The organism is Enterobacter sp. JS8-1 (assembly GCF_049187015.1).
In the GTDB taxonomy this organism is placed as follows: domain Bacteria; phylum Pseudomonadota; class Gammaproteobacteria; order Enterobacterales; family Enterobacteriaceae; genus Enterobacter; species Enterobacter mori.
In genome coordinates, this window is record NZ_CP185805.1 from 452,192 (window position 1) to 475,879 (window position 23,688).

The 23,688-nt window shown below is 56.1% G+C and carries 21 protein-coding genes; 7 read left to right on the forward strand and 14 right to left on the reverse strand.

The features are described from left to right. Nucleotides 1-176 precede the first annotated feature (176 nt). On the forward strand, nucleotides 177-797 hold the full coding sequence (fklB, locus tag ACOQH0_RS02210; RefSeq protein ID WP_168927638.1) for an FKBP-type peptidyl-prolyl cis-trans isomerase: 621 nt from the start codon (nucleotides 177-179) through the stop codon (nucleotides 795-797). 311 nt (nucleotides 798-1,108) lie between these two features. Further along, nucleotides 1,109-2,518 carry a D-serine/D-alanine/glycine transporter gene (gene cycA / locus ACOQH0_RS02215; RefSeq protein ID WP_420986186.1) on the forward strand — a complete coding sequence of 470 codons (1,410 nt, stop codon included), beginning with the start codon at nucleotides 1,109-1,111 and terminating at the stop codon, nucleotides 2,516-2,518. Between the two features lie 109 nt (nucleotides 2,519-2,627). Here the strand turns inward: cycA and ACOQH0_RS02220 are convergent, their stop codons facing one another. Together ACOQH0_RS02220 and ytfE are read right to left on the reverse strand one after the other, a co-directional pair. Beyond that, nucleotides 2,628-3,770: an IS481 family transposase gene (locus ACOQH0_RS02220; protein WP_421510610.1), complete on the reverse strand. Its 1,143-nt coding sequence runs from the start codon at nucleotides 3,768-3,770 to the stop codon at nucleotides 2,628-2,630. 134 nt (nucleotides 3,771-3,904) lie between these two features. Then, a complete protein-coding gene (gene ytfE, locus ACOQH0_RS02225) occupies nucleotides 3,905-4,567 on the reverse strand; it encodes an iron-sulfur cluster repair protein YtfE (RefSeq protein ID WP_303569662.1) in 663 nt (220 codons plus the stop codon). 245 nt (nucleotides 4,568-4,812) lie between these two features. On the opposite strand from ytfE, the gene ACOQH0_RS02230 reads away from it, so the two are divergent. After that, on the forward strand, nucleotides 4,813-6,462 hold the full coding sequence (locus tag ACOQH0_RS02230; protein ID WP_420986187.1) for a methyl-accepting chemotaxis protein: 1,650 nt from the start codon (nucleotides 4,813-4,815) through the stop codon (nucleotides 6,460-6,462). Between the two features lie 87 nt (nucleotides 6,463-6,549). Here the strand turns inward: ACOQH0_RS02230 and ACOQH0_RS02235 are convergent, their stop codons facing one another. The 3 genes from ACOQH0_RS02235 to ACOQH0_RS02245 all read right to left on the reverse strand — a co-directional run bounded on the left by ACOQH0_RS02235 (nucleotide 6,550) and on the right by ACOQH0_RS02245 (nucleotide 9,345). Beyond that, nucleotides 6,550-7,515, reverse strand: coding sequence for a DMT family transporter (locus tag ACOQH0_RS02235; RefSeq protein ID WP_420986188.1), 966 nt, complete (start codon nucleotides 7,513-7,515; stop codon nucleotides 6,550-6,552). Nucleotides 7,516-7,590: 75 nt separating this feature from the next. Next, complete coding sequence (locus ACOQH0_RS02240) at nucleotides 7,591-8,415, reverse strand: AraC family transcriptional regulator (protein ID WP_108417880.1); 825 nt, start codon at nucleotides 8,413-8,415, stop codon at nucleotides 7,591-7,593. A gap of 81 nt (nucleotides 8,416-8,496) precedes the next feature. Continuing rightward, nucleotides 8,497-9,345, reverse strand: a complete 849-nt coding sequence (locus ACOQH0_RS02245; RefSeq protein ID WP_421511426.1) for an SDR family oxidoreductase — start codon at nucleotides 9,343-9,345, stop codon at nucleotides 8,497-8,499. Nucleotides 9,346-9,429: 84 nt separating this feature from the next. On the opposite strand from ACOQH0_RS02245, the gene ACOQH0_RS02250 reads away from it, so the two are divergent. After that, the gene (locus tag ACOQH0_RS02250; RefSeq protein WP_172411117.1) at nucleotides 9,430-9,816 is read left to right on the forward strand and encodes a winged helix-turn-helix transcriptional regulator; all 387 of its coding nucleotides are present in this window, start codon (nucleotides 9,430-9,432) and stop codon (nucleotides 9,814-9,816) included. A gap of 38 nt (nucleotides 9,817-9,854) precedes the next feature. Here the strand turns inward: ACOQH0_RS02250 and ACOQH0_RS02255 are convergent, their stop codons facing one another. Continuing rightward, nucleotides 9,855-11,798 carry a bifunctional 2',3'-cyclic-nucleotide 2'-phosphodiesterase/3'-nucleotidase gene (locus tag ACOQH0_RS02255; RefSeq protein ID WP_421511427.1) on the reverse strand — a complete coding sequence of 648 codons (1,944 nt, stop codon included), beginning with the start codon at nucleotides 11,796-11,798 and terminating at the stop codon, nucleotides 9,855-9,857. Nucleotides 11,799-11,988: 190 nt separating this feature from the next. On the opposite strand from ACOQH0_RS02255, the gene cysQ reads away from it, so the two are divergent. Beyond that, on the forward strand, nucleotides 11,989-12,729 hold the full coding sequence (gene cysQ / locus ACOQH0_RS02260; RefSeq protein WP_421511428.1) for a 3'(2'),5'-bisphosphate nucleotidase CysQ: 741 nt from the start codon (nucleotides 11,989-11,991) through the stop codon (nucleotides 12,727-12,729). Here the strand turns inward: cysQ and ACOQH0_RS02265 are convergent. Beyond that, nucleotides 12,723-13,280, reverse strand: a complete 558-nt coding sequence (locus ACOQH0_RS02265; RefSeq protein ID WP_421511429.1) for a YtfJ family protein — start codon at nucleotides 13,278-13,280, stop codon at nucleotides 12,723-12,725. The two genes, cysQ and ACOQH0_RS02265, sit on opposite strands and share 7 nt — an antisense overlap. A 325-nt stretch (nucleotides 13,281-13,605) precedes the next feature. Between ACOQH0_RS02265 and ACOQH0_RS02270 the strand changes: the two genes are divergently transcribed. After that, nucleotides 13,606-13,812, forward strand: a complete 207-nt coding sequence (locus ACOQH0_RS02270; protein ID WP_003856054.1) for a DUF1107 domain-containing protein — start codon at nucleotides 13,606-13,608, stop codon at nucleotides 13,810-13,812. Nucleotides 13,813-14,000: 188 nt separating this feature from the next. On the opposite strand, the gene ACOQH0_RS02275 is transcribed toward ACOQH0_RS02270, so the two are convergent. The 6 genes from ACOQH0_RS02275 to ACOQH0_RS02300 all read right to left on the reverse strand — a co-directional run bounded on the left by ACOQH0_RS02275 (nucleotide 14,001) and on the right by ACOQH0_RS02300 (nucleotide 21,612). Beyond that, a complete protein-coding gene (locus ACOQH0_RS02275) occupies nucleotides 14,001-15,338 on the reverse strand; it encodes a hemolysin family protein (protein ID WP_042715770.1) in 1,338 nt (445 codons plus the stop codon). 196 nt (nucleotides 15,339-15,534) lie between these two features. Beyond that, complete coding sequence (locus ACOQH0_RS02280) at nucleotides 15,535-17,082, reverse strand: MFS transporter (protein ID WP_089599724.1); 1,548 nt, start codon at nucleotides 17,080-17,082, stop codon at nucleotides 15,535-15,537. A 79-nt stretch (nucleotides 17,083-17,161) separates the two neighbouring features. Continuing rightward, on the reverse strand, nucleotides 17,162-18,184 hold the full coding sequence (locus tag ACOQH0_RS02285) for a Gfo/Idh/MocA family protein (RefSeq protein WP_421511430.1): 1,023 nt from the start codon (nucleotides 18,182-18,184) through the stop codon (nucleotides 17,162-17,164). A gap of 11 nt (nucleotides 18,185-18,195) precedes the next feature. Then, entirely contained in the window at nucleotides 18,196-19,263 is a 1,068-nt protein-coding gene (locus ACOQH0_RS02290) for a Gfo/Idh/MocA family protein (protein WP_421511431.1), read from the reverse strand. Between the two features lie 11 nt (nucleotides 19,264-19,274). Further along, the gene (locus tag ACOQH0_RS02295; RefSeq protein ID WP_421511432.1) at nucleotides 19,275-20,444 is read right to left on the reverse strand and encodes a Gfo/Idh/MocA family protein; all 1,170 of its coding nucleotides are present in this window, start codon (nucleotides 20,442-20,444) and stop codon (nucleotides 19,275-19,277) included. 16 nt (nucleotides 20,445-20,460) lie between these two features. Next, complete coding sequence (locus tag ACOQH0_RS02300; protein ID WP_010427410.1) at nucleotides 20,461-21,612, reverse strand: Gfo/Idh/MocA family protein; 1,152 nt, start codon at nucleotides 21,610-21,612, stop codon at nucleotides 20,461-20,463. A 192-nt stretch (nucleotides 21,613-21,804) separates the two neighbouring features. On the opposite strand from ACOQH0_RS02300, the gene ACOQH0_RS02305 reads away from it, so the two are divergent. Continuing rightward, complete coding sequence (locus tag ACOQH0_RS02305; protein WP_010427408.1) at nucleotides 21,805-22,863, forward strand: LacI family DNA-binding transcriptional regulator; 1,059 nt, start codon at nucleotides 21,805-21,807, stop codon at nucleotides 22,861-22,863. Here the strand turns inward: ACOQH0_RS02305 and msrA are convergent, their stop codons facing one another. Continuing rightward, on the reverse strand, nucleotides 22,864-23,505 hold the full coding sequence (gene msrA, locus ACOQH0_RS02310) for a peptide-methionine (S)-S-oxide reductase MsrA (RefSeq protein WP_010427407.1): 642 nt from the start codon (nucleotides 23,503-23,505) through the stop codon (nucleotides 22,864-22,866). It lies immediately after the preceding gene. Between the last annotated feature and the right edge of the window lie 183 nt (nucleotides 23,506-23,688).

Below are 23,688 nucleotides of genomic sequence, written 5' to 3' on the forward strand. Positions count from 1 at the left end.
ACTGCCTGATGGGCGTAACAAAGCCAGCTTTCGTGACACATATTTGGGAAAATCCTGACTGGCTCTATTGTTTCTGTTTCGCCGCAGTTTGTCACCTTTACTTAAGACAAAGTTTTACCCATAAGGGCATGGCTGATATGCTGCCCGCTACTTTAAATGTGATGGAAGGAAAACCCATGACCACCCCGACTTTTGACACTATCGAAGCGCAGGCAAGCTACGGCATCGGCTTGCAGGTAGGACAGCAGCTGAGCGAATCCGGCCTGGAAGGTCTGTTACCGGAAGCGCTGGTGGCGGGTATCGCTGACGCGCTGGCAGGCAATCATCCGGCTGTTCCGGTTGACGTTGTGCACCGCGCGCTGCGTGAAATTCACGAACGTGCTGACGCCGTGCGTCGCGCGCGCTTCGAAGAGATGGCAGCAGAAGGCGTGAAATACCTGGAAGAGAACCGCGAGCGCGAAGGCGTGAACAGCACCGAATCGGGCCTGCAGTTCCGCGTGATCAACCAGGGTGACGGCGCGATCCCGGCTCGCACCGACCACGTTCGCGTTCACTACACCGGCAAACTGATTGACGGTACCGTGTTCGACAGCTCTGTTGCACGCGGCGAACCGGCTGAATTCCCGGTTAACGGCGTTATCGCGGGCTGGATCGAAGCGCTGACCCTGATGCCTGTTGGCTCCAAATGGGAACTGACCATTCCTCAGAACCTGGCCTATGGCGAGCGTGGCGCGGGTGCGTCCATTCCGCCATTCAGCACCCTGGTCTTTGAAGTCGAGCTGCTGGAAATCCTGTAATCGGCTTTTCTTATTTCCTCTCTCCGTCCGGGGAGAGGAAAATAGTGATAAAACCTATAGTTACGACGTAATCAACATTTTATCTTGCAAACGAAACTGTTGCGTGTATTTTTGTGAGCTGTTTCGCGCTGTATGAGTGATATGACACTCACTTTCAACATATTATTAACATAATATTCAAATCATAGTATTCATCCCGCCGATTCTTACCTAATATCGATTAGCCCTTACAAGGGACCGTCATTCTTTGACGTATTTAAAGGCCAGAAGAGCCTTAACAACACAGACAGGCATAAACAGGAAAATATCACATGGTAGATCAGGTCAAAGTCGCCGCTACAGAAGAGGCGTCGTCTGAACAGTCGCTACGGCGCAATCTCACAAACCGTCATATTCAGCTTATCGCTATCGGGGGTGCCATCGGTACCGGGCTGTTTATGGGGTCAGGCAAAACCATCAGTCTTGCCGGGCCGTCGATCATCTTCGTTTATATGATCATCGGTTTTATGCTTTTCTTCGTGATGCGCGCAATGGGTGAATTGCTGCTCTCGAATCTCGAATACAAATCTTTCAGCGACTTTGCTTCCGACCTTTTGGGGCCATGGGCGGGCTATTTTACCGGCTGGACTTACTGGTTCTGCTGGGTTGTCACCGGTATGGCTGACGTTGTGGCCATCACGGCGTACGCGCAATTCTGGTTCCCCGGCCTCTCGGACTGGGTGGCTTCGCTGGCGGTGATTGTCCTGCTGCTGAGCCTGAACCTCGCCACTGTGAAAATGTTCGGCGAGATGGAGTTCTGGTTCGCGATGATCAAAATCGTCGCTATCGTGGGGCTGATTGTTGTGGGCCTGGTGATGGTGCTGACGCACTTCCAGTCGCCAACCGGCGTTCAGGCATCATTTACCCATCTGTGGAATGACGGCGGTTGGTTCCCGAAAGGCCTTAGCGGCTTCTTTGCGGGCTTCCAGATAGCGGTGTTTGCGTTTGTCGGGATTGAGCTGGTGGGTACCACGGCTGCGGAAACCAAAGATCCGGAGAAATCCCTGCCGCGCGCCATTAACTCCATTCCGGTGCGTATCATCATGTTCTACGTCTTCGCGCTGATCGTGATTATGTCCGTGACGCCGTGGAGTTCGGTGGTGCCAACCAAGAGCCCATTCGTTGAGCTGTTCGTGCTGGTGGGTCTGCCTGCTGCTGCGAGCCTGATTAACTTCGTGGTGCTGACCTCAGCGGCTTCATCTGCAAACAGCGGCGTGTTCTCCACCAGCCGTATGCTGTTTGGTCTGGCGCAGGAGGGTGTTGCCCCGAGCGCGTTTGCCAAGCTGTCTAAACGTGCAGTACCGGCGAAAGGGCTGACCTTCTCGTGCATCTGCCTGCTGGGCGGTGTGGTGATGCTCTACGTCAACCCGAGCGTGATTGGCGCGTTCACCATGATTACCACGGTCTCTGCGATCCTGTTTATGTTCGTCTGGACCATCATCCTGTGCTCGTACCTGGTGTACCGCAAACAGCGTCCACACCTGCATGAGAAATCGATCTACAAGATGCCGCTGGGCAAGCTGATGTGCTGGGTATGCATGGCGTTCTTCGTCTTCGTGCTGGTGTTGCTGACGCTGGAAGATGATACCCGTCAGGCGCTGATCGTCACGCCGCTGTGGTTTATCGCGCTGGGGCTGGGCTGGATGTTTATCGGTAAGAAACGGATGGCTGGCGTAAGGTAAAAGCAAAACGGCAACTTCGGTTGCCGTTTTTAGTTTTTGCACCCTCTCCCCGTGGGTGTACGGTCCGGGGACATGGTAGACAGGTGTTCGGGGACATGGTGAACACTTTTTAACATCCTTTACCCATGGTGATCGACTTTTTCTTCAGGTCGATCACCCCCACTTTCGTGCTGTACCACCACACCTCGTAGCTGCCGTCTTCCTGCGTCTCCTTCAGCCCGACCCGTTCTCCCCTGAACGCCTTGCCTGCGCTCAGACTTACCCCTTTCACGCTCAGCTTTCCGCTGATATCCACTTTCCTGACCATCACGCCCTCGTCGTATTCCGGGGGCGTGGTGTTGCCGCTGTATTGTCGTGCAGACGGCTTATACCGCGAGCCCGGTACCGCCATATCCAGCGCCTCATGCGGGCGTTCAAGGTTGTACACCGTCCGCCAGTGGTCGAAGGCGCGCTGCAGTTCACCCTCGCTCGCGAACCACTTGCCCTGCAGCACTTCCGCCTTCAGGCTGCGGTGAAAACGCTCCAGCTTGCCCTGCGTCTGCGGATGATAAGGCCGGGAATGCCCCACCCGGATACCGTGGCGCATCAGCCACAGCTCCAGCGCCGTCCAGGTGCCGGTGGTGTCTCCCCACGGTGAGCCGTTGTCCATCGTCATCCGGTCCGGCAGGCCGTAACGTTCAAACACGCTGACCAGTTGCTGCTGCACGGTCTCGCGCCGTTCATCGGTACAGTGCGCCAGGCACAGGGAAAAACGGGAATGGTCGTCCAGGAGGGTGAGCGGATGGCAGCGGCCACCGCCAAAGGGAAAGTGGCCCTTAAAGTCCATCTGCCAGAGGCGGTTCGGCGCGTCGTGTTCGAAGCGTCCCGTGGCGGGAATGCCCGGTGAAGTGCCCGGCAGCAGGCCGTGACGGGCCATCAGGTTATGGACGGTGCTGAAGGCGGGCATGGTGTGCCCCTGGTCTTCGAGCCAGCGCTTTATCTTGCGTGCGCCCCAGCGTTGATGGCGGTCATGGGCCATACGCAGCAGGGCAGTGATGTCGTCAGATGAGCGGTTCGGGGAATGGTGCGGTATGCGCGGGCGGTCCTGAAGGCCGGCGGCCCCTTCCTCCGCCCAGCGGCGAAGCCACTTGTAGCCGGTGGCCGGTGAAATGCCGAAGCGACGGCAGAGGGAACGGATGTTCGCCCCGTCCTGCGAGGCGAACAAAACAAACTCGGTACGTAATGACATGGTATCTCTCGCATCCCAGGGCATAAGCGACTCCATAAACGGGTTCTTATGCCTTAGTTGTAAGTGTCTACCATGTCCCCGAACAAGTGTTCACTATGTCCCCGGACCGTACAGTGGGAGAGGGCCGGGGTGAGGGCGTCAGGCCGCAGCGGCCTTTTTTATTCCCCGGCCAACGCCCGCGGGAACAACACGTTATTCTCAAGACTGATGTGTTCCATCAGGTCGTCGATCATCTCGTTAATGCCGTTGTACATCGCTTTCCAGGTCGTGCACGCTTCTGGCGGCGGCGTGACGTTGTGGGTGGTGTGCTTGATCACGTCCAGCAGTTCGCCCGCGTCATCATGCTCGCTTTCCATCACGCTGATAGGCCCTATCGCCTGGCTCCCCATGCCCTGTTTAATCATCGGGAAGAGGATCTGCTCTTCTTTCATCATGTGGCTGGACAGCTCTTCGTGCAGCATGGTCAGGTATTTTGCCAGACCGCGCGGTACGGAGGGTTTGTCGGCGTGAACGCGCTCAACTTTCGTTGCCTGCAGGATCAGCTCCGGCAGCTGTTCACGGTGACGGTCATGGTAACGCACGATGATGTGGTCGATGATTTCCGCGAGCGGTGCGGTGCGCCAGTCTTTATCGATGGGCTGCTCGGCCAGCTGTGCCAGCTCGGCTTCAATCACTTCGACATCCAGCTCTTTACGCGACGCGGCGCGCGCCAGGGTTTGCTTACCGCCGCAGCAGTAATCCATATCGTATTTACGAAACAGCGCAGAAGCGCGAGGGATGGAGAGCGCCAGCTCGCCCAGGGGTTGGTCGCGGAAGGCCATAGCAGTTACCTCGTCATGAATAATATAAGATGCATATTAGATGCATCTTTAAGGCGAGGCTATAACCCTTTAGAGGGAAGGGAGAGAATGAGATGTGGATCACAAAAAAATGTCTCTTTTAACTCCCTGAATGAACATAAGAAAGTGCTTTAGAAAGTTTTTAAAGGTGTAGAAACAGTAAACAACGCGCCGAGCCTGCCGATAGATACACGTCAGACAATACCTGCATATAAAAAAGGCAACGCATGTTTAAACGTATAAAAGTCATTACCCTTCTGATTTCGGTGCTGCTTGTGCTCGGCATCATGCAGCTGATCTCTGCCGGCATTTTCATCAATGCGCTGAATAACGATAAAGAGAACTTCACCGTTTCTCAGCTTTCCAGCCAGAACGTGGCGGAATTTACCGACGCCTGGATCAGCCTGAACCAGGCGCGCGTGACGCTGAATCGCGGCATGCTGCGCCTGCAAAGCAGCATGGCGTCGCAGATTAACGGCGGTCAGCTGAACGAACTGGTGAACACCGCGAAAAATCTGCTGGCCGATGCCCAGGCGCATTACGATAAATACTACGCGCTGCCGGAAACCCCGGGTCTGGATGAGAAACTGGCCGATCGGCTGGAGGAGCAGTACCGCATATATTCCGCTACGCTGACGCAAATGAACGTTCTGCTGGGCCAGGGCAATCTGGAAGATATGTTTAAACAGAACGCCGAGCAGAAGCAGACGGCGATGCAAAAGGTCTACCGCGAGTGGCGTGAAGCGCAGGCCGCGCTCACTGATAAAGGCATTCAGGATAACGAAAGCGACTATAAGCGCATCCTTTGGATCCTCTCTGCCGTCATGATTCTCGTCATTGCGGTGATTATCTCCAGCTGGATTGCGATGCGTCGCGTGCTGCTGCTGCCTCTGGAGGACGTCATCAACCATATCCGCGCCATTGCTGCAGGGGATTTGACCCAGCCGATTCAGGCAGAGGGTAAAAACGAAATGGCGATCCTGGCCCGCAACGTACAGGAGATGCAAACGTCGCTGGCGAACACCGTGGGCGTGGTGCGTGAAGGCGCAGACACCATTTACACCGGCGCGGGCGAAATCTCTGCGGGCAGCAACGATCTCTCTTCCCGTACCGAGCAGCAGGCCGCGTCTCTGGAAGAGACCGCTGCCAGCATGGAACAGCTGACCGCCACCGTGAAGCAGAACGCCGATAACGCGCGTCAGGCTTCCCGGCTGGCGCTGGATGCCTCCTCAACCGCGAAGAAGGGCGGCAACGTGGTGGAAGGCGTGGTACGTACGATGGACGAGATCGCCACCAGCTCAAGCAAAATTGCGCAAATTACTAACGTGATCGACGGTATTGCCTTCCAGACCAACATTCTGGCGTTGAACGCGGCGGTGGAAGCGGCGCGCGCGGGCGAGCAGGGCCGTGGCTTTGCGGTCGTCGCGGGCGAAGTGCGTACCCTTGCCCAGCGCAGCGCCCAGGCGGCGAAAGAGATTAAGGCGCTGATTGATGATTCCGGCGAGCGCGTGAATGCGGGGTCTCAGTTGGTGAACGAAGCGGGCGCGACGATGGCAGAGATCGTCAATGCGGTCACCCGCGTCACCGACATCATGGGTGAAATTGCCTCAGCCTCTGACGAGCAGAGCCGCGGTATCGATCAGGTCGGTCAGGCGGTGGCGGAGATGGACCGCGTCACCCAACAGAACGCCTCGCTGGTGGAGGAGTCTGCGGCGGCCGCGGCGGCGCTGGAAGATCAGGCTGCACGCCTGAACGAAGCGGTGGCGGTGTTTAAAATTACCCGCAACCAGGCTGTCAAAGCCGCGCCGGTGAAGAGCTATGTACCAAAAGCGCAGCCGGTAGCGACCGCGTCTGAAGCGAACTGGGAAACGTTCTGACATTGTGCCGGGTGGCGCTGACGCTTACCCGGCCTACGTTCCAGGACAATGTAGGCCGGGTAAGGCGCAGCCGCCACCCGGCAAAAATCACATCTCCGACGCCGGAACGACCCTCGGTTTTTCCGGTTTCGCTCTTACCGCAATCACCACCCCAGCCACCAGCAATAAAATTCCACAGGCCGTTAACAGCGGCGGTACGCTTTGGCGCATCAGGAAGGTGTACAGCAGCCCGGCCAGGGTTTCGAAGACAATCAGCGGCCCTAAAATCACCGTCGGCAATTTCTGGCTGGCAATATTCCAGCACAGCGCGCCAACCCACGAGCACAGCACCGCAATCGCCACCATCAAGCCTACAAACAGCCACGGTCTTGGACCGAAGGGCTGGGCAAATTCCGGCTGTTGATGACCTAACCAGATACACGCGCCGACATACCCCACGAGCGAGACGGGCAACGTCACCAGCGCCTGCGCTGTCGCCCACATCATCGGGTGCTTGTCCGGGTTCTCCCGCAGCCAGCGCGCGTTGCGCAGGGCATACCACGCCCAACACACCACGGAAATAAAGGCCAGCATGATGCCGGAACCGTAACGCCACAGGTCGACGTCATCCAGCCCGTGGCTCAGCTCGGCAACGTTCACACATACCAGCCCTACGGCGATGCATACCAGTGCAGGGGCCATCTTTGACCAGGCCAGCTTGCCATCGCGGTGGCTGTAGAGCAGATTCGCGAACACAGGAATAACGACCGGCAGCGTGCCGATGATCATGGTCGACACCGGTGCACCGGTGCGCTGTATCGCGCTTGCCAGGCAAACGTAATAGATGAGATTGCCCATCATGGTCAGCGCCAGCGCGGTCAGCCAGTCCTGGCGGCTAAGCTGGCGCAAGCGCGCCCGCCCCAGCCAGGCCAGAGGAAGGGCAATCAGCCCCAGCGCCAGATAACGTCCCGTGGACTGCAGTATCGCCGGGTATTCTGGCACTATCAGCGGGCCGACAAAAATCAGCCCCCACATCAAACCTGCAAGCAGGGCATACAACACGCCGCTAATCATTTTTCCATCCACATTGATTTACTTTGCACTCAGTGTAGGAGGGCGAAATAGGTGCGTATTGTATGAGATTGCGCATTAGCGCTGCGCAACCTGCTTTTGATAGCGCACCGGCGTAATGCCGTAGCGGCGGGTAAAGGCGCGGGTCAGATGCGACTGGTCGGTCAGCCCGGTTGCGGCAGCCACTTCGGCGGCGGGCATGCCGTGAGTGAGAAACGCTTTGGCGCGCCAAAGGCGGATCGCCATCAGCATTTGATGCGGCGTGATGTGAAAATGGGCTTTGAACTGGCGCTGGAAATGGTACGGGCTGAGCGAGACAACGTTTGCCAGCTCGTCCAGCGTCAGAGGGTGCATATAGTTATCGTGCAGATACTCGCGAACACGTTCGAACCGGTGTGCGCCTTCCTGAATCACCGGCGCGTGATGGGCTAACGGTCGGAACGTCTCAATCAGATCCAGCAGCATTCCTTTTTGTGCCAGCGGGTCGTTCGTATGCCACAGGCCGTAAATCAGCTGGCCGATTTGCAGCGAGCGCTGCGGGTCGTAGCGGGTGACGTCGCTAAACCACCAGTGACGCAGGCCGGTCACCTCTTCCAGCAGGTCGGGTTCGATATAGACCATCCGGTAGCGCCAGCCGTCTTCAGTGGCGGATTCCCCGGTGTGGATCTCGTCTGGGTTCATGGTGACAACGGATTTCTCGGAGGCGAGGTGCTGGGTACCGCGATAGCGGAAGCGTTCGGCGCCGGTTTCAATGGTGCCAATGCCGAAGGCTTCGTGTGTGTGAGGCTCAAAGGCGTAATCAGAGATATGTGCGTGATAGAGTTCCAGGCCAGGCAGTTGCGCCAGATGGCGAAAGCGCGCGCTGTCTCTCTCATCAATGAACTGTTCCGGTACGCCTTGCACGGTGAGCCTCCTCGTGGGTTATCGCTTCATTATCAGAGATGACCCGAGGGGATGCCACAAAAAATAACCAATCCGTAACATTTACAGGATGGATTTGACGCTCTCCGCCAGCGTCGTCGTTGGGCGACCGATAAGCTTGCTCAGGGTACGGCTGTCGTCGAACAGGCCGCCTTTGGATGCGCCGGTGTCTGAATCCGCCAGCATATCCGCCAGCCCGGCAGGCAGGCCAACGCCCTTCAGCGCGGCGGCAAAATCGGCTTCGCTCAGGTTCTGATACGCCACTGGCTTACCGCTCTGCTTGCTCAGTTCAGCCGCCAGTTCGCTCAGCGTCCACGCGCTGTCGCCCGCCAGTTCATACACGTTACCTGCGTGACCGTCCTCAGAAACGACTTTGGCTGCAGCCGCCGCGTAATCTGCACGGGTCGCAGAGGCGATTTTGCCTTCGCCTGCAGCACCAATAAACACGCCATGCTCCAGCGCCGGCGGTGCGCTCGCCAGATAGTTTTCGGTGTACCAGCCGTTGCGCAGCAGGGTATATGGTACGCCAGACTCTGCCAGCGCTTTTTCGGTTTCGACGTGTTCAACGTGAAGGCCGAGCGGCGATGTGTCCGCATGCAGCAGGCTGGTGTAGGCGATAAACTTCACGCCTGCCGCTTTGGCGGCGTTAATGACGTTCTGGTGCTGCGTGGCGCGCTGGCCCACTTCGCTGGAGGAGATCAGCAGCAGTATATCCACGCCGTTCAGCGCAGTCGTGAACGCCGCCTGGTCGGTGTAATCCCCCTGACGAACCACAATACCCTGGTTGCTCAACGCTTCAGCTTTCGCGGGGTTACGCACAATAGCCACGATCTGGCTGGCTGGAACGGTTTTCAGCAGTTCTTCAATAACGAGCTGGCCAAGCTGGCCGGTAGCGCCGGTAATCGCGATCATGATGAATCTCCTTCGTGTTTGTCTGGTGTTGTGGCACACTAACATTGAAGCTAACTTTTAGTAAGTACGTACAAAAAGGTAAGTATGAAAAAGACCATTCCGACACTCAGCGAGCAAATGCGCGATGGCAATCTCTTCGCGGAACAGTGCCCTTCAAGAGACGTGCTTAAGCACGTCACCAGCCGCTGGGGCGTGCTGATCCTGGTGGCGTTACGCGAGGGTACGCATCGCTTTAGCGACCTGCGCCGCAAGATGGGCGGCGTGAGCGAGAAGATGCTGGCCCAGTCGCTTCAGGCGCTGGAGCAGGACGGATTTGTCGATCGCGTGTCATATCCGGTTGTGCCGCCGCACGTAGAGTATAGTCTGACGCCGCTGGGCGTTGAGGTGAGCGAGAAAGTGGCCGCGCTGGCGGACTGGATTGAACTGAATACGCCGCAGGTGTTGGCGAACCGGGACGAGCGTGCGGCGTAAAAGCCGGGTAAGCGAAGCGCCACCCGGCACAATCACCGCTACTTGCTCAAATCCACCTGATAAATCGCGAACCCGATATCATCCGTTGCGACCTTCTTCATCGGATACTGCGCCTTGTCCTTAATGAACGCGGCAGCTTTATCGGACGGCGAGGTTTCAAAGCGGATATCCAGTTTCGTATCGCTGTGGATCGGCGCCAGACGCCAGTTGTTATCCACTGCAGGATGAATTTCGCCCGCCTTCTTCGATTCCGCACTGATCCACGCCGCCAGCACCGAGCGGTTCTCGTCCGGTGAAGCAAAAGCGATGTGGCTGTCACCCGTTCCGGCAAACTTACCGCCGTAGGCGCGGTAGTTATTGGTCACCACCAGGAAGGTGGCATTCGGGTCGATTGCTTTGCCGTTGAAGGTCAGGTTTTTGATACGTTCAGCCTGCGGATTAAGGGTCTGGCACTCGCCGTCGTATCTGGCTGGCTGAGTAACATCAATCTGATACTCCACGCCGTCGATCACGTCGAAGTTGTAGGTGCGGAACCCGTCCCAGTTAATCAGCGACTGCGGCTTGCTACTGTTCGGGTCAATCTGGTTAAACTGCCCGGCGGAGCATTCCAGCCACTCTTTCACCTCTTTCCCCGTCGCTTTGACGACGACCAGCGTATTCGGATAAAGATAGAGATCGGCGGCGTTACGGAACGTCAGTTGGCCTTTTTCGACTTCCACGTAGCTTGCCGGATCGTTCTTGCGTCCGCCCACCTTGAACGGTGCAGCGGCTGAAAGCACCGGCAGTTTTGCCAGATCCGGATCGCCCTGAACAAAGTGTTCGGCATAGGCTTTTTGCGCCATATTGACCACCTGAACGGTTGGGTCATCCTGCACCAGCGCCAGGAAGCTGTACATGTTGTCGGCGGATTTCCCAATCGGCTTGCCGACGAATTCACGGGTCGCATCGTGGTCATGCTTCAGCACGTCGACCAGCTTTTTATCTTCACCTGCCAGCGATTTTTTAGCCGCAGCGTCGTAAATCGGGCGCGCTTCGGCTTTTGATTGCGTCACCTTCCAACTGCCGCCGTCGTTATTTAGCACCAGATCCACCACGCCGAGATGATCGCCCCACATCCCCGGCATCACCGACGGCACGCCGTTGAGCGTCCCTTTCTCGATATCCGCGCCTTTGATGCTGGCGAAATCTTTGCCCGGGAAGACCGCGTGAGCGTGGCCGAACAGGATCGCGTCAACGCCTGGCACTTCACTCAGGTAGTAAACGGAGTTCTCCGCCATTGCCTGATACGGGTCAGCGGAGAGACCCGAGTGGGCGACAACCACCACCAGGTCAGCGCCTTTCTCGCGCATTTCCGGCACATACTTGCGCGCAGTTTCGGTGATGTCGTTAACGGTCACTTTCCCGTCGAGGTTGGCTTTATCCCACGTCATGATCTGCGGTGGCACAAAGCCGATGTAGCCAATCTTCAGCGTCTGCTTATGACCTTCGCTGTCGACAACCTCGGTATCTTTAATCAGGTAAGGAGTGAACAGCGGCTTTTGGGTCTTAACGTCGATGATATTGGCGTTAACGTACGGGAATTTCGCACCGGCCAGCGCATCGTGCAGGTATGTCAGACCGTAGTTAAATTCGTGGTTACCGAGGTTGCCGACGGTATAGTCCAGGGTATTCATCGCTTTATAAACCGGATGGATTTCGCCCTTTTTCAGCCCTTTCGCGGCCATGTAATCGCCCAATGGGCTACCCTGAATTAAATCCCCGTTATCGACCAGCACGCTGTTTTTCACTTCACCGCGGGCGGCGTTAATCAAACTTGCTGTGCGTACCAGTCCGAATTTTTCGGTAGGCGTATCTTTGTAGTAATCGAAGTCCATCATGTTACTGTGAAGATCGGTCGTTTCCAGAATACGAAGATCCACCGTTGCCGCCTGAACGCTGGCGGCCACCAACGTCGCCAGGAGCGTTGCGCTAAACTTAATCATCAGAAGAGTCCTTTTTTCGATCCAAGCCACAAAAGATTATGTATGTATATCGCGTTGCTTACAGAAGTGTGAATCCTGCCAGAAATAAGGGTAGTGAAACCGGAATTGCTTCACAGATAGCAGAATTGTTCACATTACGATATAAATAAAACAACGAGTTATGACCACTGCGTTAACGAAGAGGTGGAGAATGTTAGAGAAAATTTGTCAGCTCGCACGGGATGCGGGTGATGCCATTATGCAAGTGTACGACGGCGAGAAGCCGATGAACGTTGTCAGCAAAGCGGATGACTCCCCGGTCACGGCGGCGGATATCGCGGCGCATGGCGTTATCCTGAAAGGTTTGCAGGCGTTAACGCCGGATATTCCCGTCTTGTCAGAAGAAGCGCCGCAGGGCTGGGACGAGCGCCAGCACTGGCAGCGTTACTGGCTGGTGGATCCGCTGGACGGAACGAAAGAGTTCATCAAGCGCAACGGTGAGTTTACCGTCAACATCGCCCTGATTGAGAAGGGAAAAGCGGTGCTCGGCGTGGTCTACGCGCCGGTAATGAAAGTCATGTACAGCGCTGCGGAAGGTAAAGCCTGGAAGGAAGAGTGCGGCGTGCGTAAGCAGATTCAGGTGCGTGATGCGCGTCCACCGCTGGTGGTGATCAGCCGTTCCCACAGCGACAGCGAACTGCAGGAGTATTTGCAGCAGCTGGGTGAACACCAGACGACGTCGATTGGTTCATCGCTCAAGTTCTGCCTGGTGGCGGAAGGACACGCGCAGCTCTACCCGCGATTTGGGCCAACCAACGTCTGGGACACGGCGGCAGGGCACGCGGTAGCGGCGGCGGCCGGTGCGCATGTTCATGACTGGCAGGGTAAGCCGCTGGACTATACCCCGCGAGAATCATTCCTCAACCCTGGCTTCCGGGTTTCAATTTACTGAGCCAGCAGCTTGTGCAGCAGAGCAACCACCTGCTGCACTTCGTCTTGTGTTAATCCGCCGTCCTTCACCCACTGCACGCGTCCCTCTTTATCGAGCACCACAATCGCAGAGCTCTCTTCGTCAAGCTGCCACGCCTTACGCGTCACGCCATTGCTGTCGACGATAAATTGCGACCACGGGTAGAGTTTTTTGTTGCTCTCCAGGCTCGAGCGCACGAACATGCCGGAGCCGGGGATGGCATCGTCGGTGTTCACAATGGTGGTGGTCTGGTAGCGATCGTGCGGGAATTTTGCGGCCTTGATCGCTTCCACCAGGGTAGCGTTTTTCTCTTTCGCGGATGTACGACCGGCAATATGTTGTACAACTCTCACTTTGCCCGCAAGCTGCGCGCTATTCCAGGCTTTGTAGCTAAACTTATCATTGTCGAGAATCAATTCTCCCCGGTCAGCAATGCCGACTGGCGGTACGCGTTGTCCTTTTTCAATCGTGTGAGCGCAAGCCCACAGGGGCAGCAGCAGGCAGGCTGCTGCAAGGATATTACGTAGGGTCATGGTGTTTCCTTTTTTGTTAGCAGGTGATCCGACCACTTGGTCTTACGCTTTTAATCATAAGTGCGATCAATGGGGTTTTCCCGCAATCCCGATGCCAGTTTGCGGGTGAACGCACATATCCATGAAAAAACGACGGCTTATACTGCCCTGAGTCACGGTTTGCAAAGATTATTCTGAATAATTGTAATCAAACGGTAAATAAACTTATGCACACTGGGTAACAACGTAGTTCTGGTCTATAGTCATTGGGCAATAAAATTTGCGCTCAGGACAGTCGGGCCGATTGTGGCACCGCAAGAGCGTATGATTCGCAGGAGATACAAGAATGAAAATTTTCCAACGCTACAACCCGCTTCAGGTGGCGAAGTACGTGAAGATCCTGTTCCGTGGACGGTTGTATATCAAGGATGTTGGCGCTTTTGAATTTGATAAGGGCAAAATCCTTATCCCAAAAGTGAAGGACAAACAGCACCTGTCTGTGATGTCCGAAGTCAACCGTCAGGTTATGCGTCTGCAGACTGAGATGGCTTAACCAACGTGCTATGCAGTAGTTAAAAAGACGGCTCCCAATGGGAGCCGTTGATGTTTATACCCGTCATACTTCAAGTTGCCTGTGCGTTGGCTTCCTCGCTCACCCCAGTCACGTACTAATGTACGCTCCTGGGGATTCGCTGCGTCGCCGCCTTCATGCAACGTGAATTATTTAGGGTATATGGGGCATTACGCCGACACCTTCTCTTCCGCGTCCGGCAGCTTCGGCACCAGCACGGTCGGTTTGTTATCGATGCGCGTCACCAGCAGCTGGTCGATGCGGTAGTTATCAATATCCACCACTTCAAACTTGTAGCCGGAAAACTTCACCGAGTCGGTACGTTTCGGGATTTTACGCAGCATAAACATCATAAAGCCGCCGATGGTCTCGTAGTTGCCCGACTGCGGGAACTCATCAATATCCAGCACGCGCATCACGTCCTCAATCGGCGTACCGCCGTCGATCAGCCATGAGTTTTCGTCACGCTGAACAATCTGCTCTTCCAGCCCCTGGCCCACCAGATCGCCCATCAGCGTGGTCATCACGTCGTTCAGGGTGATGATACCCACCACCAGCGCGTATTCGTTCATGATCACCGCGAAGTCTTCCCCGGCGGTTTTGAAACTTTCAAGCGCTTCTGAGAGCGTCAGAGTGTCCGGCACAATCAGCGTATTGCGGATCTGCACACCGCTGTTCAGCGCCAGACTCTGGTTGGCCAGCACGCGGTTCAGCAGGTCTTTGGAGTCGACGTAACCGATGATGTGGTCAATATCTTCATTACAGACCAGGAACTTAGAGTGCGGATGCTGCGCCACTTTGTTCTTCAGGCTCTGCTCATCTTCGTGTAAATCGAACCAGATAATGTTCTCACGGCCCGTCATGGAAGACGGCACGGTACGGGATTCGAGTTCGAAAACGTTCTCAATCAGCTCGTGCTCCTGCTTGCGCAGCACCCCGGCCAGCGCCCCGGCTTCTACAACCGCATAAATGTCGTCGGAGGTGATGTCATCTTTACGCACCATCGGCAGCTTAAAGATGCGGAAAATCACGTTTGCCAGGCCGTTGAAGAACCACACCAGCGGGCGGAACACGTACAGGCAGAAGCGCATCGGGTTGATGATACGCAAAGCCACGGCTTCTGGCGCAATCATACCGATGCGTTTCGGGGTCAGGTCTGCGAAGAGGATGAACAGGCCAGTCACCAGCGAGAAGGAGAGGATAAAGCTCAGCTGTTCGGCCAGTTCAACGGACATGTACTGCACAAACAGGCTATAAAACGCCGGGGAAAACGCCGCATCACCCACGATACCGCCGAGAATGGCGACCGCGTTTAGGCCAATCTGCACCACGGTGAAGAACATGCCGGGGTTTTCCTGCATTTTCAGGATGCGCGTGGCGTTGATGTTGCCTTCATCGGCAAGCAGCTTAAGTTTGATTTTACGGGACGCGGCCAGCGAGATCTCGGATATCGAGAAAAATGCACTGACGGCAATAAGGCAAAGTATTACTAAAATACTGTTTAACATAGTTTATCCGGCTTCTCGCCAGATCCTCAGAAGGGGAGTTGATACCATTTGTGTGAAGACACATTGAACGTCAGCTCGTAGCGTTGAGCCGATTATTTCAGCGGGTAGTATAGCGTAAAGAGATGTAAATCTGCCAGAGGTCACATTTTGGGCAAAAAAAGGCCGGGCAGGTGGGGAGCCTGCCCGGCATATGTCGCTATTTGACGGTCGACAGCGGGACGTTACCTACTGCACGGCGCGTTGCATCGCCTCCCCACACCTGGTCATACTCGTAGCCCGTCAGCTGCTTGATCACCACGCGGGTTTTCTCGTCGCAGTCGCGATAATCGCCGCCCAGCTTGCGGCGGGCAATTTCTTTGAGCAGTACCTTGTGTGTCTCACGGGTCAGCTTGAATTTGTATGTCGTGAAGAAGCTGACGGTCAGCAGGGCTGCCGTGGCGAAAATCATCAGCCCGATAATGGCACCCAGCGCGCTTTCAGGCTGCGCACCGCTGCCCTTCACGAAACCGGACTCCTGCAGCACCAGGCCGATAATCATGATGGCAATCGCCACGGTGCTTTTGCGGGTCAGAACCATCACCCCGGCAAAAATCCCTTCGCGGCGCTGCTGCGTGACCATCTCGTCAATGTCCGGAATAAAGCTGTAAATATTCCAGGGGATGTAATACAGGCCGGAACGTGCCGCACCGAGCAGGATAAAGACCGCTGAGAAGAGCAGCGTCGGCACCTGCGTTTTGGTGAGGTAGACCGTAAACAGAAACGCCAACACTAGGAAGATACAGCCGTACGAGAGCCGCAGGGCGGCAGAAGGCGTCATGTTCAGCCGGTTCAACAGCAGCATAAACCCATACGTGCCCGGTACCGAGGCAAAGGCCGCAATGCTTAGCCAGCCGGAAACCGCAGAGGCATCCTGGCTCAGGCAATAAACCACGTAATAGGTAAAGACTGAACCGAATACATCCATCGCGGTAAAAGAAAAAATATAGATGAGTATATGCAGACGGAACGCACGGATACGGAATGACGAAAAGAGATCGAGCACCAGATATTTCAAGTGATTCCCCAGGCCGCCTTTACGCTGATTATCCACCTTGAAGTTCGATTCCTGATGGACATCTTTTGCTTCCCAGGTGGTGTACCAGGTAATAAATACCGCCAGGCAGAACACGCAGGAAAATATCAGTCCGGTGAGGGTATAGGTAAACGGATTATCTTTGCCGGTGAATTGCATAATCACACCGGGGACCGATACCGCAAGAAAACCGCCCAGCTGTGAGCAGATCATCCGCACGCCCGAAAGGCGGCTGCGCTCTTCGTAGCGGTTGGTCATTTCTGCCGCCAGCGTTTCCCAGGGGACTAACACCATTGCCGACAGCAGTTCGATAGACAGATAGGTGCCCAGGTAGTACCAGTATCCCATGTCCGTCATCCACAGCAGGGCGTACAGAAACATTAACGGGGAGCTGAGTAATAAAAAGAAGCGGCGACGACCAAATTTTCGTCCAAGCCAGGTATCCCCGAAATTATCAGTGATATAACCCATAATCGGACTTAATAACGCATCAATGACGCGGGCAATGGCAAATATTGATCCCGCTTCAATCACAGAGAGTCCGCAATAGGTGGTGTAAAAAAATAACAGCCAGGTGCCGATAATGGCGAAAGCGCCTCCGCCAAACAGATCGGTTATGCCGTAGCCAAGCGCTACGCCATAACCAACTCTACGTTCAGTTGGTTTGACCATAATAATATCCAGTGTAGGGTAATGTTTAACCTGTATGTCAGGTCGTGTTTTTATTAACGTCTGGATTGCACATTACGTTCTAGTTATTGATCCCTATCCATTGTCGTAATTGAGATGAGCGATAAATGGCCTCCACAAGGGTGAGTGATTTTCCGGCTTCATGGATATCGGTGTAATCCCTGTTTTCCGGATGAATAAGGGCGTGATAAAAGCGACGGATCGCCTGTTGATGACCCAGACCCCAGTAGCTTTTGACCGAGCCGTCGGGTGAATCGTCGGTTGTCAGTTTGAGGCGTTCACCGGGCGTGATGCGCCAGAGAACGTTGTGTTCCAGCAGCAGTGAACCGTGTTCACAGTGGATCTCCATCAGGAGAGGGGAATCGGTGGTGTGGCAATTAGTGGCATAAAACAGGCCGCGCGCGCCGTTGGCGAAATGCAGCGTCGCCATCGCGCTGTCTTCCCCTTCGGTCACGTCTGCCAGTTCTCCGCTATCGACTACGCCTTTGAGCCGCGTCACACCGCCGCCAAACCACTGCATCAGGTCGAGGGTGTGGATTGCCTGGTTGATCAGCAGGCTGCCGCCTTCGGTCGCCAGTCGCCCACGCCACGGGCTGTCGGTGTAGTAGGTGCCGAAGCGTGACCAGGTTAGCACCGCCTTGATGCTGAGCATCTTACCCAGCCCGCCATGAGCTAACTCCTGACGCACGCGCAGGCTGGTGGGGTTGAGTCGGTTCTGGTAACAGACGCCAAACTGCCCCTTCGCCTGCTCAACGGCGCGGGCGATATCGACAAGCTCGCTGCCGTTCATGCCCACCGGCTTTTCACAGAAAACGTGCTTCCCGGCGGCCAGCGCCGCCAGGATCATACTTTTATGTTCAAAGTGAGGCGTGCAAATATGCACCACGTCGATACTGTCATCCAGCAGCATTTCCCGGTAATCCTGATAAAAGCGGCACTGATAGCCCATCGCCAGCTTCAACCCTTTGACGCTGTCGATATCCACCAGCGCGCGTAGCGCCACGTTAGGAATTTGGCGGAGAGCATTCACATGGCAACGGTGGATCGCGCCGCCGCCAATAATTGCCGTGTTCAGGATCGTCATCGTCGTTCCCCTTATCCGGCTGCGTTGGCCAGCATTTGAGCCTTCACGCACAGTTCGGCAGCCTTGAAAGCGTGTGCCTGCGTCATGGCGTTTTCAGTGCGGTGCAGGCAGTCGAGGATCAGCTCGCCAAAGAACGGGAATCCGACCTGCCCGGCCACCGGATAGCGGAACTCCCCCTCTTTATTGACGAGGTAGACCACGTCCTGCTCGCCGCGGGTGAGGTCGACATACTTGCGGATCTCAATATACCCGTCGGTGCCGAGCAGCGTCAGGCGGCCATCGCCCCAGGTGGAGAGTCCGTCCGGCGTGAACCAGTCGCAGCGGAAATAGCCGCTGGCCCCGTTGTCGCCTTTGATCATCGCATCGCCGAAATCTTCAAACGCCGGATACTGAGGGTGGTTGACATTGCGGGCCTGGCTGGCGACGACGGTGGCATCGCTGTTGCCCGTATAAAACAGGAACTGCTCAATCTGGTGGCTGCCGATATCGCACAGGATCCCACCGAAGTAGCGACGATCGTAGAACCAGTCCGGGCGGCCCGTGCCTTCCCGGTGCGGCCCGGTACCCAGGGTCTGCATGACGCGGCCAATGGCGCCTTGCTGCACCAACTGCCCGGCAAAAACCGCGCTTTCTACGTGCAGGCGTTCGCTGTAGTACACCGCATATTTCTTGCCGGTCTTTTCCACCATCGCTTTGGCGTCCGCCAGCTGTTCAAGGGTGGTGAGCGGCGCTTTGTCGGTGAAGTAATCTTTTCCCGCCGCCATCGCTTTCAGCCCCAGCGCGCAGCGTTCGGAAGGAATGGCTGCTCCCGCAACCAGACGCACCTCGTCGTCGTTGAGGATCACCTCCAGCGACTCTGCCACTTTTGCCTGCGGGTACTGCTGGATAAATTTATCCACTTTGGCCGGATCGGGGTCGTACACCCACTTCAGCGTGGCTCCGGCTTCTATCAGGCCGTTACTCATCCCGTAGATATGGCCGTGGTCGAGTGCGGCGGCGGCGAAGACGAATTCACCCTCGCGGACAACCGGCTGCGGTTTGCCCACCGGGGCGTAGTTCATACCGTCATTCTTGTTCATGGTGTCACTCCTTAATCCAGATCTTTGCCGAGGGGAATCGCACCCACTTCGCTGAAGTTGGCGACGCTTGCGGATTTTTCATAAAAACGGGGGGCGAGGGCGTTGGTCCCGCCGGTACGGTAAAACGGATCGTCGCGGCCAATGGGCAATGAGACGACAGCGCGAGTGATGGCTGATTTATAAATGGCGGTAATCAGCTCCAGCGAGCGTTTGCCCTGCACGCCGTCTACCAGCGGCGCCTTGCCGTGCTCAATGGCATAAAGCAGGTCATTGATCTGCCCGGTGTGCAGCGTCCACTCGAGCTTTGGCGTCTCCTGAAAAACGGCGTTGAGCTGTGCTTCTCGCTGCTGGTCGTGGGTTTCCTGCGGGAAGCCGTTATCGGCGCTGACGCTGGCAAAGGCCTGCCACGGTGCGGAGATGCGCGCCTTATCACCCTGAATGATCATTTTCTGATCTTCGCCGTGGTGCACCACCGAGGCGGTCAACTGCGTGAGCGCGCCGCTGGGGTATTTGAAGATCGCGGCGCTTAGGTCTTCGACTTCAGCGTTGTCGTGCGCTACGTTGGTCATCATCGCCACCACCTCGGACGGGAAGCCAAGCATCCACTGAATGGCGTCGATGTGGTGCACCGCGTGGTTAAGGGTGCAGCCGCCACCCTCTTTTTCCCAGGTGCCGCGCCACCACAGGTCGTAGTAGCAGTGACCGCGCCACCAGAAGGAGTCCACCTGCGCATGGCAGACTTTCCCGGCAAGGCCGGAGTCCAGCGCCGCTTTTAAGCGCCAGAAGGCATCGGTAAAGCGGTTCTGGGCAATGATGGAGAGCGTTTTACCGCTGGCCTGTTGGGCGGCGATCATCGCGTCGCACTCCTCCAGCGAGGCGGCCATCGGTTTTTCACACAGCACGTGGCAACCGGCGTTGAGCGCGTCGATACTGATCTCTGCGTGGACGTAGGGCGGCGTGCAGACGTCAACGATGTCGACATTCGGCTCAGATTCCAGCATCTGCCGGTGGTTTTCATACACGCGGGCATCTTCCAGGCCGTAGCGCGCTTTTTTCTCTTCCGCTTTTTCCGGGTAGATATCCACCAGCGCAACGATCCGGCAGCGCTGACCAAACTGCAAATAGCCCTGAATATGGTTATGCGAGATATTCCCCGTTCCCACAATGGCGACATTTAACATCGTTTCTTCTCCGGAGTTACCAGGTGCCAGAGGCGTCCAGCGTGACGCTGGCTGTCTCTTTAGCCACTGAGGTGCTGATGCGTTGCTGAAGCAGGCGCAGATACTGTTTTTCGTTGAGCGGCAGCTCGACCCAGTCGTCCGTCCAGGTGGAAAGGTGCATGGCGTTAGAGAGCGTGAGCCCATGGATCCCTTCCAGACCCGGCGCAATCAGCGGTTCGCCGCGCAGGATGGCCGCACAGAAGTTGGCGGTAATGACGTGATGTTCGCTGTATTCAGGGGCGACGGGGATTGAGACTTCCCAGCACTCAGGCTCCCCAAAGCCGTTCTCCCAGCGGGCGTTAAAGGCGGTTTCCGATTCGCGCAGTCGCCAGTAGCGCAGTTTCCCCTCCTCGACGACCACTTTGCCGCGATCGCCCGCTATTTCCAGGCGGTTGGTGCCCGGCGTTTCGGCGACGGTAGTGATAAACACGCCGGTGGCGCCGTTGGCATACTCGGCGTAGGCGGTGACTTCGTCTTCCACTTCGATATCGCGATGCTTACCGAACTGGCAGAACGCGCGCAGGCGGACCGGCATGCCGACCAGCCACTGCCAGAGATCGAGCTGATGCGGGTCCTGGTTGAGCAGCACGCCGCCGCCTTCACCTTTCCAGGTGGCGCGCCAGCCGCCGGAGTTGTAGTAGCTCTGCGAGCGATACCAGTTGGTGATGATCCAGTTTGAACGGCGGATTTCACCCAGCTCGCCGCTGTCGATCAGATCTTTCACTTTCTGGTAGAGCGGATTCGGGCGCTGGTTGTACATGATGCCGAACACCACGTCGCACGCCTGGGCACAGGCGTTCATCTCCTGTACCTGCGCCGTGTACACGCCCGCCGGTTTTTCACACAGGGTATGGATGCCGTTGCGCATCGCCAGCATCGACAGGCGCGGGTGCTCATAGTGCGGCGTGGCGACAATGACCGCATCGATAAGCCCGCTCTGGAGCATCTCCTGCGCATCGCTAAACAGTGGGAGGGTGCCGACCATCTGACGAATGGCAGGATGCTTTTCCAGCGCGTTATCGCAAACTGCCGCCAGGCAGGCGTCGCTGACGGTACCTGCCAGTAAATAGCGCGCGTGGACCGTGCCAATATTACCTATACCAATAATGCCAAAACGTACCTTCTCCATGTCTCACCTTAATTTCAGTCGAAAAGAGTGATGACCGGAAAATAGGAAAGCTCAGGCGCAGCGACAATGTGTTTTTGTGAGAATACTCGCAAGGTCAATAAGTAAACTCTAACCATTTTGAAATTTAGTTTTAAAATCAATGCGCTGTTTCTGCAAATATTTGCAAAAACTGATTGGGAGCGAGGTCACACTATGGCGGGTAAGTTAAAAATGGAGGAAATTTCCTCCCTGACGGGCTATTCCGTTAGCACTGTCTCAAGGGTGCTAAGCGGGAAGTCGTATACCAGCGATAAGGCCCGGGAAGCGATTGTTCGCACCGCGCGGGAATTAGGTGTCCTTGAATCCATGGCAAGCGGGCGGCTATTAATTAACGGTATCGCTGTTTTTGCGCCGGAAAGAACCTTTCAGGGCCGCGGCGATATTTTTTATCTCGAAGTGACCAAAGGAATCGCCGAAGCCAGCGCGCCGCATAATGTCTGGGTCAGCTATTGCGGATTAGAAGAACAGCACGCCGATGTAAAACTGTTTCTGGAAAAGGCCAGTCATAAAAATATCAACGCGATAATTATCATTGGCACGGATGATTCCACCATATTTAAACTGGCCAGCACGCTCAATAAACCCTGCGTTTTAATTAATTCCGTCGACAGGGATCGGGTGCTGGATTCCGTTTCGCCCGACCATCGGGCCATTGGTTTTACCGCCATGCAGCACCTTTTTGAGCAGGGACACCGCCGGGTGCTGACCTTAACATGTCTGCGGCGGGATACGCTCTATGCTCGCCTGGATGGTATCAAAGAGGCGTACCGCCATTTTCACATTGCCTTTGAGCCACGACGTGATTTGTTAGTGACGGAGTGGTTTACCGCGGAGGAGGCCGAACAGGCGCTGGATGAGTGGCTGTCGAGTCACGATAAAGCCCAGTGGCCGGAAGTGATTTTCCCCAACAGTACCAGCATGGTGGAGGGGGTGATCAGAGCGTTGACGCGTCACGGGCTTCGTATCCCGGAAGACATTTCACTCATCACCACCGATTTTGCCTGGAATTTAGCGCACCGCCTGGAAAAACCGGTCACCGGCGTCACGGTGCCCTGTCGTGAACTGGGGATAGAAGCGGTGCATTTGCTGCAAACGCGGCTCAACCGACCCCAGGCGCCGGTTTATAATTTGCTGTTGCAGGGGAAAGTGATGGATTTTGGTTCGGTGAGTAATGCGACGCGCCACGCGGCTCGCGTGGCGCTAGACCAGTGATCAGGCCAGCTGTGGCGGCAGGCAGACGCCGATGCCTCCGATTCCGCAGTAGCCATACGGGTTTTTATGCAGATATTGCTGGTGGTCGTCCTCGGCATAATAGAACGGCTTCGCGGTGGTGATTTCCGTGGTCACCTCGCGCGTATCGCCCGCGTCATGCATGGCTTTCTGAAAACGCTCAAGGCTGGCGCGCGCGGCAGCATCCTGCTCGGGTGTGAGCGGATAAATGGCCGAACGGTACTGGGTGCCGTGATCGTTACCCTGACGCATGCCTTGCGCCGGGTCGTGATTTTCCCAGAACACCTGCAGCAGTTGTTCGTAGCTGATGATGGCCGGGTCATACACCACGCGAACCGCTTCCGCGTGACCGGTATCGCCGGAGCACACTTCGCGATAGGTTGGGTTTGGCGTGTAACCGCCGGTATAGCCTGCTGCGGTACTGTAAACGCCGGGCAGTTGCCAGAACAAACGTTCAACTCCCCAGAAGCAGCCCATGGCGAAAAGGGCGATCTCCATTCCATCAGGAACGTTTGTCATTGAATGGTTGTTTACGGCGTGTAAGGTCGCCACAGGCATAGGGGTGTTGCGTCCCGGTAATGCATCTGCTTGTGAAACCAGATGCTTTTTGTCGAATAAACTCACGATGGTGCCTCCCGGGTAGCGATGTTTCGGTTAAGGTTGTCACGAAGCGTTTAATTGAACACAATAAATGCGCTGAATAAGTCTAGATTTAATCATAAGAGATATTTGGGTGTTATACACGTTATCCTTCAAGCTGCCTCTGCGTTGGCTGCGTCTGCTCACCCCAGTCACTTACTTGAGTAA

What these genes read in the sequence shown, in the direction of transcription:
- fklB (WP_168927638.1), top strand. Translation starts at nt 177, where the DNA reads ATGACCACCCCGACTTTTGACACTATCGAAGCGCAGGCAAGCTACGGC.
- cycA (WP_420986186.1), top strand. Translation starts at nt 1,109, where the DNA reads ATGGTAGATCAGGTCAAAGTCGCCGCTACAGAAGAGGCGTCGTCTGAA.
- ACOQH0_RS02220 (WP_421510610.1), bottom strand. Translation starts at nt 3,770, where the DNA reads ATGCCCTGGGATGCGAGAGATACCATGTCATTACGTACCGAGTTTGTT.
- ytfE (WP_303569662.1), bottom strand. Translation starts at nt 4,567, where the DNA reads ATGGCCTTCCGCGACCAACCCCTGGGCGAGCTGGCGCTCTCCATCCCT.
- ACOQH0_RS02230 (WP_420986187.1), top strand. Translation starts at nt 4,813, where the DNA reads ATGTTTAAACGTATAAAAGTCATTACCCTTCTGATTTCGGTGCTGCTT.
- ACOQH0_RS02235 (WP_420986188.1), bottom strand. Translation starts at nt 7,515, where the DNA reads ATGATTAGCGGCGTGTTGTATGCCCTGCTTGCAGGTTTGATGTGGGGG.
- ACOQH0_RS02245 (WP_421511426.1), bottom strand. Translation starts at nt 9,345, where the DNA reads ATGATCGCGATTACCGGCGCTACCGGCCAGCTTGGCCAGCTCGTTATT.
- ACOQH0_RS02250 (WP_172411117.1), top strand. Translation starts at nt 9,430, where the DNA reads ATGAAAAAGACCATTCCGACACTCAGCGAGCAAATGCGCGATGGCAAT.
- ACOQH0_RS02255 (WP_421511427.1), bottom strand. Translation starts at nt 11,798, where the DNA reads ATGATTAAGTTTAGCGCAACGCTCCTGGCGACGTTGGTGGCCGCCAGC.
- cysQ (WP_421511428.1), top strand. Translation starts at nt 11,989, where the DNA reads ATGTTAGAGAAAATTTGTCAGCTCGCACGGGATGCGGGTGATGCCATT.
- ACOQH0_RS02265 (WP_421511429.1), bottom strand. Translation starts at nt 13,280, where the DNA reads ATGACCCTACGTAATATCCTTGCAGCAGCCTGCCTGCTGCTGCCCCTG.
- ACOQH0_RS02270 (WP_003856054.1), top strand. Translation starts at nt 13,606, where the DNA reads ATGAAAATTTTCCAACGCTACAACCCGCTTCAGGTGGCGAAGTACGTG.
- ACOQH0_RS02275 (WP_042715770.1), bottom strand. Translation starts at nt 15,338, where the DNA reads ATGTTAAACAGTATTTTAGTAATACTTTGCCTTATTGCCGTCAGTGCA.
- ACOQH0_RS02280 (WP_089599724.1), bottom strand. Translation starts at nt 17,082, where the DNA reads ATGGTCAAACCAACTGAACGTAGAGTTGGTTATGGCGTAGCGCTTGGC.
- ACOQH0_RS02285 (WP_421511430.1), bottom strand. Translation starts at nt 18,184, where the DNA reads ATGACGATCCTGAACACGGCAATTATTGGCGGCGGCGCGATCCACCGT.
- ACOQH0_RS02290 (WP_421511431.1), bottom strand. Translation starts at nt 19,263, where the DNA reads ATGAACAAGAATGACGGTATGAACTACGCCCCGGTGGGCAAACCGCAG.
- ACOQH0_RS02295 (WP_421511432.1), bottom strand. Translation starts at nt 20,444, where the DNA reads ATGTTAAATGTCGCCATTGTGGGAACGGGGAATATCTCGCATAACCAT.
- ACOQH0_RS02300 (WP_010427410.1), bottom strand. Translation starts at nt 21,612, where the DNA reads ATGGAGAAGGTACGTTTTGGCATTATTGGTATAGGTAATATTGGCACG.
- ACOQH0_RS02305 (WP_010427408.1), top strand. Translation starts at nt 21,805, where the DNA reads ATGGCGGGTAAGTTAAAAATGGAGGAAATTTCCTCCCTGACGGGCTAT.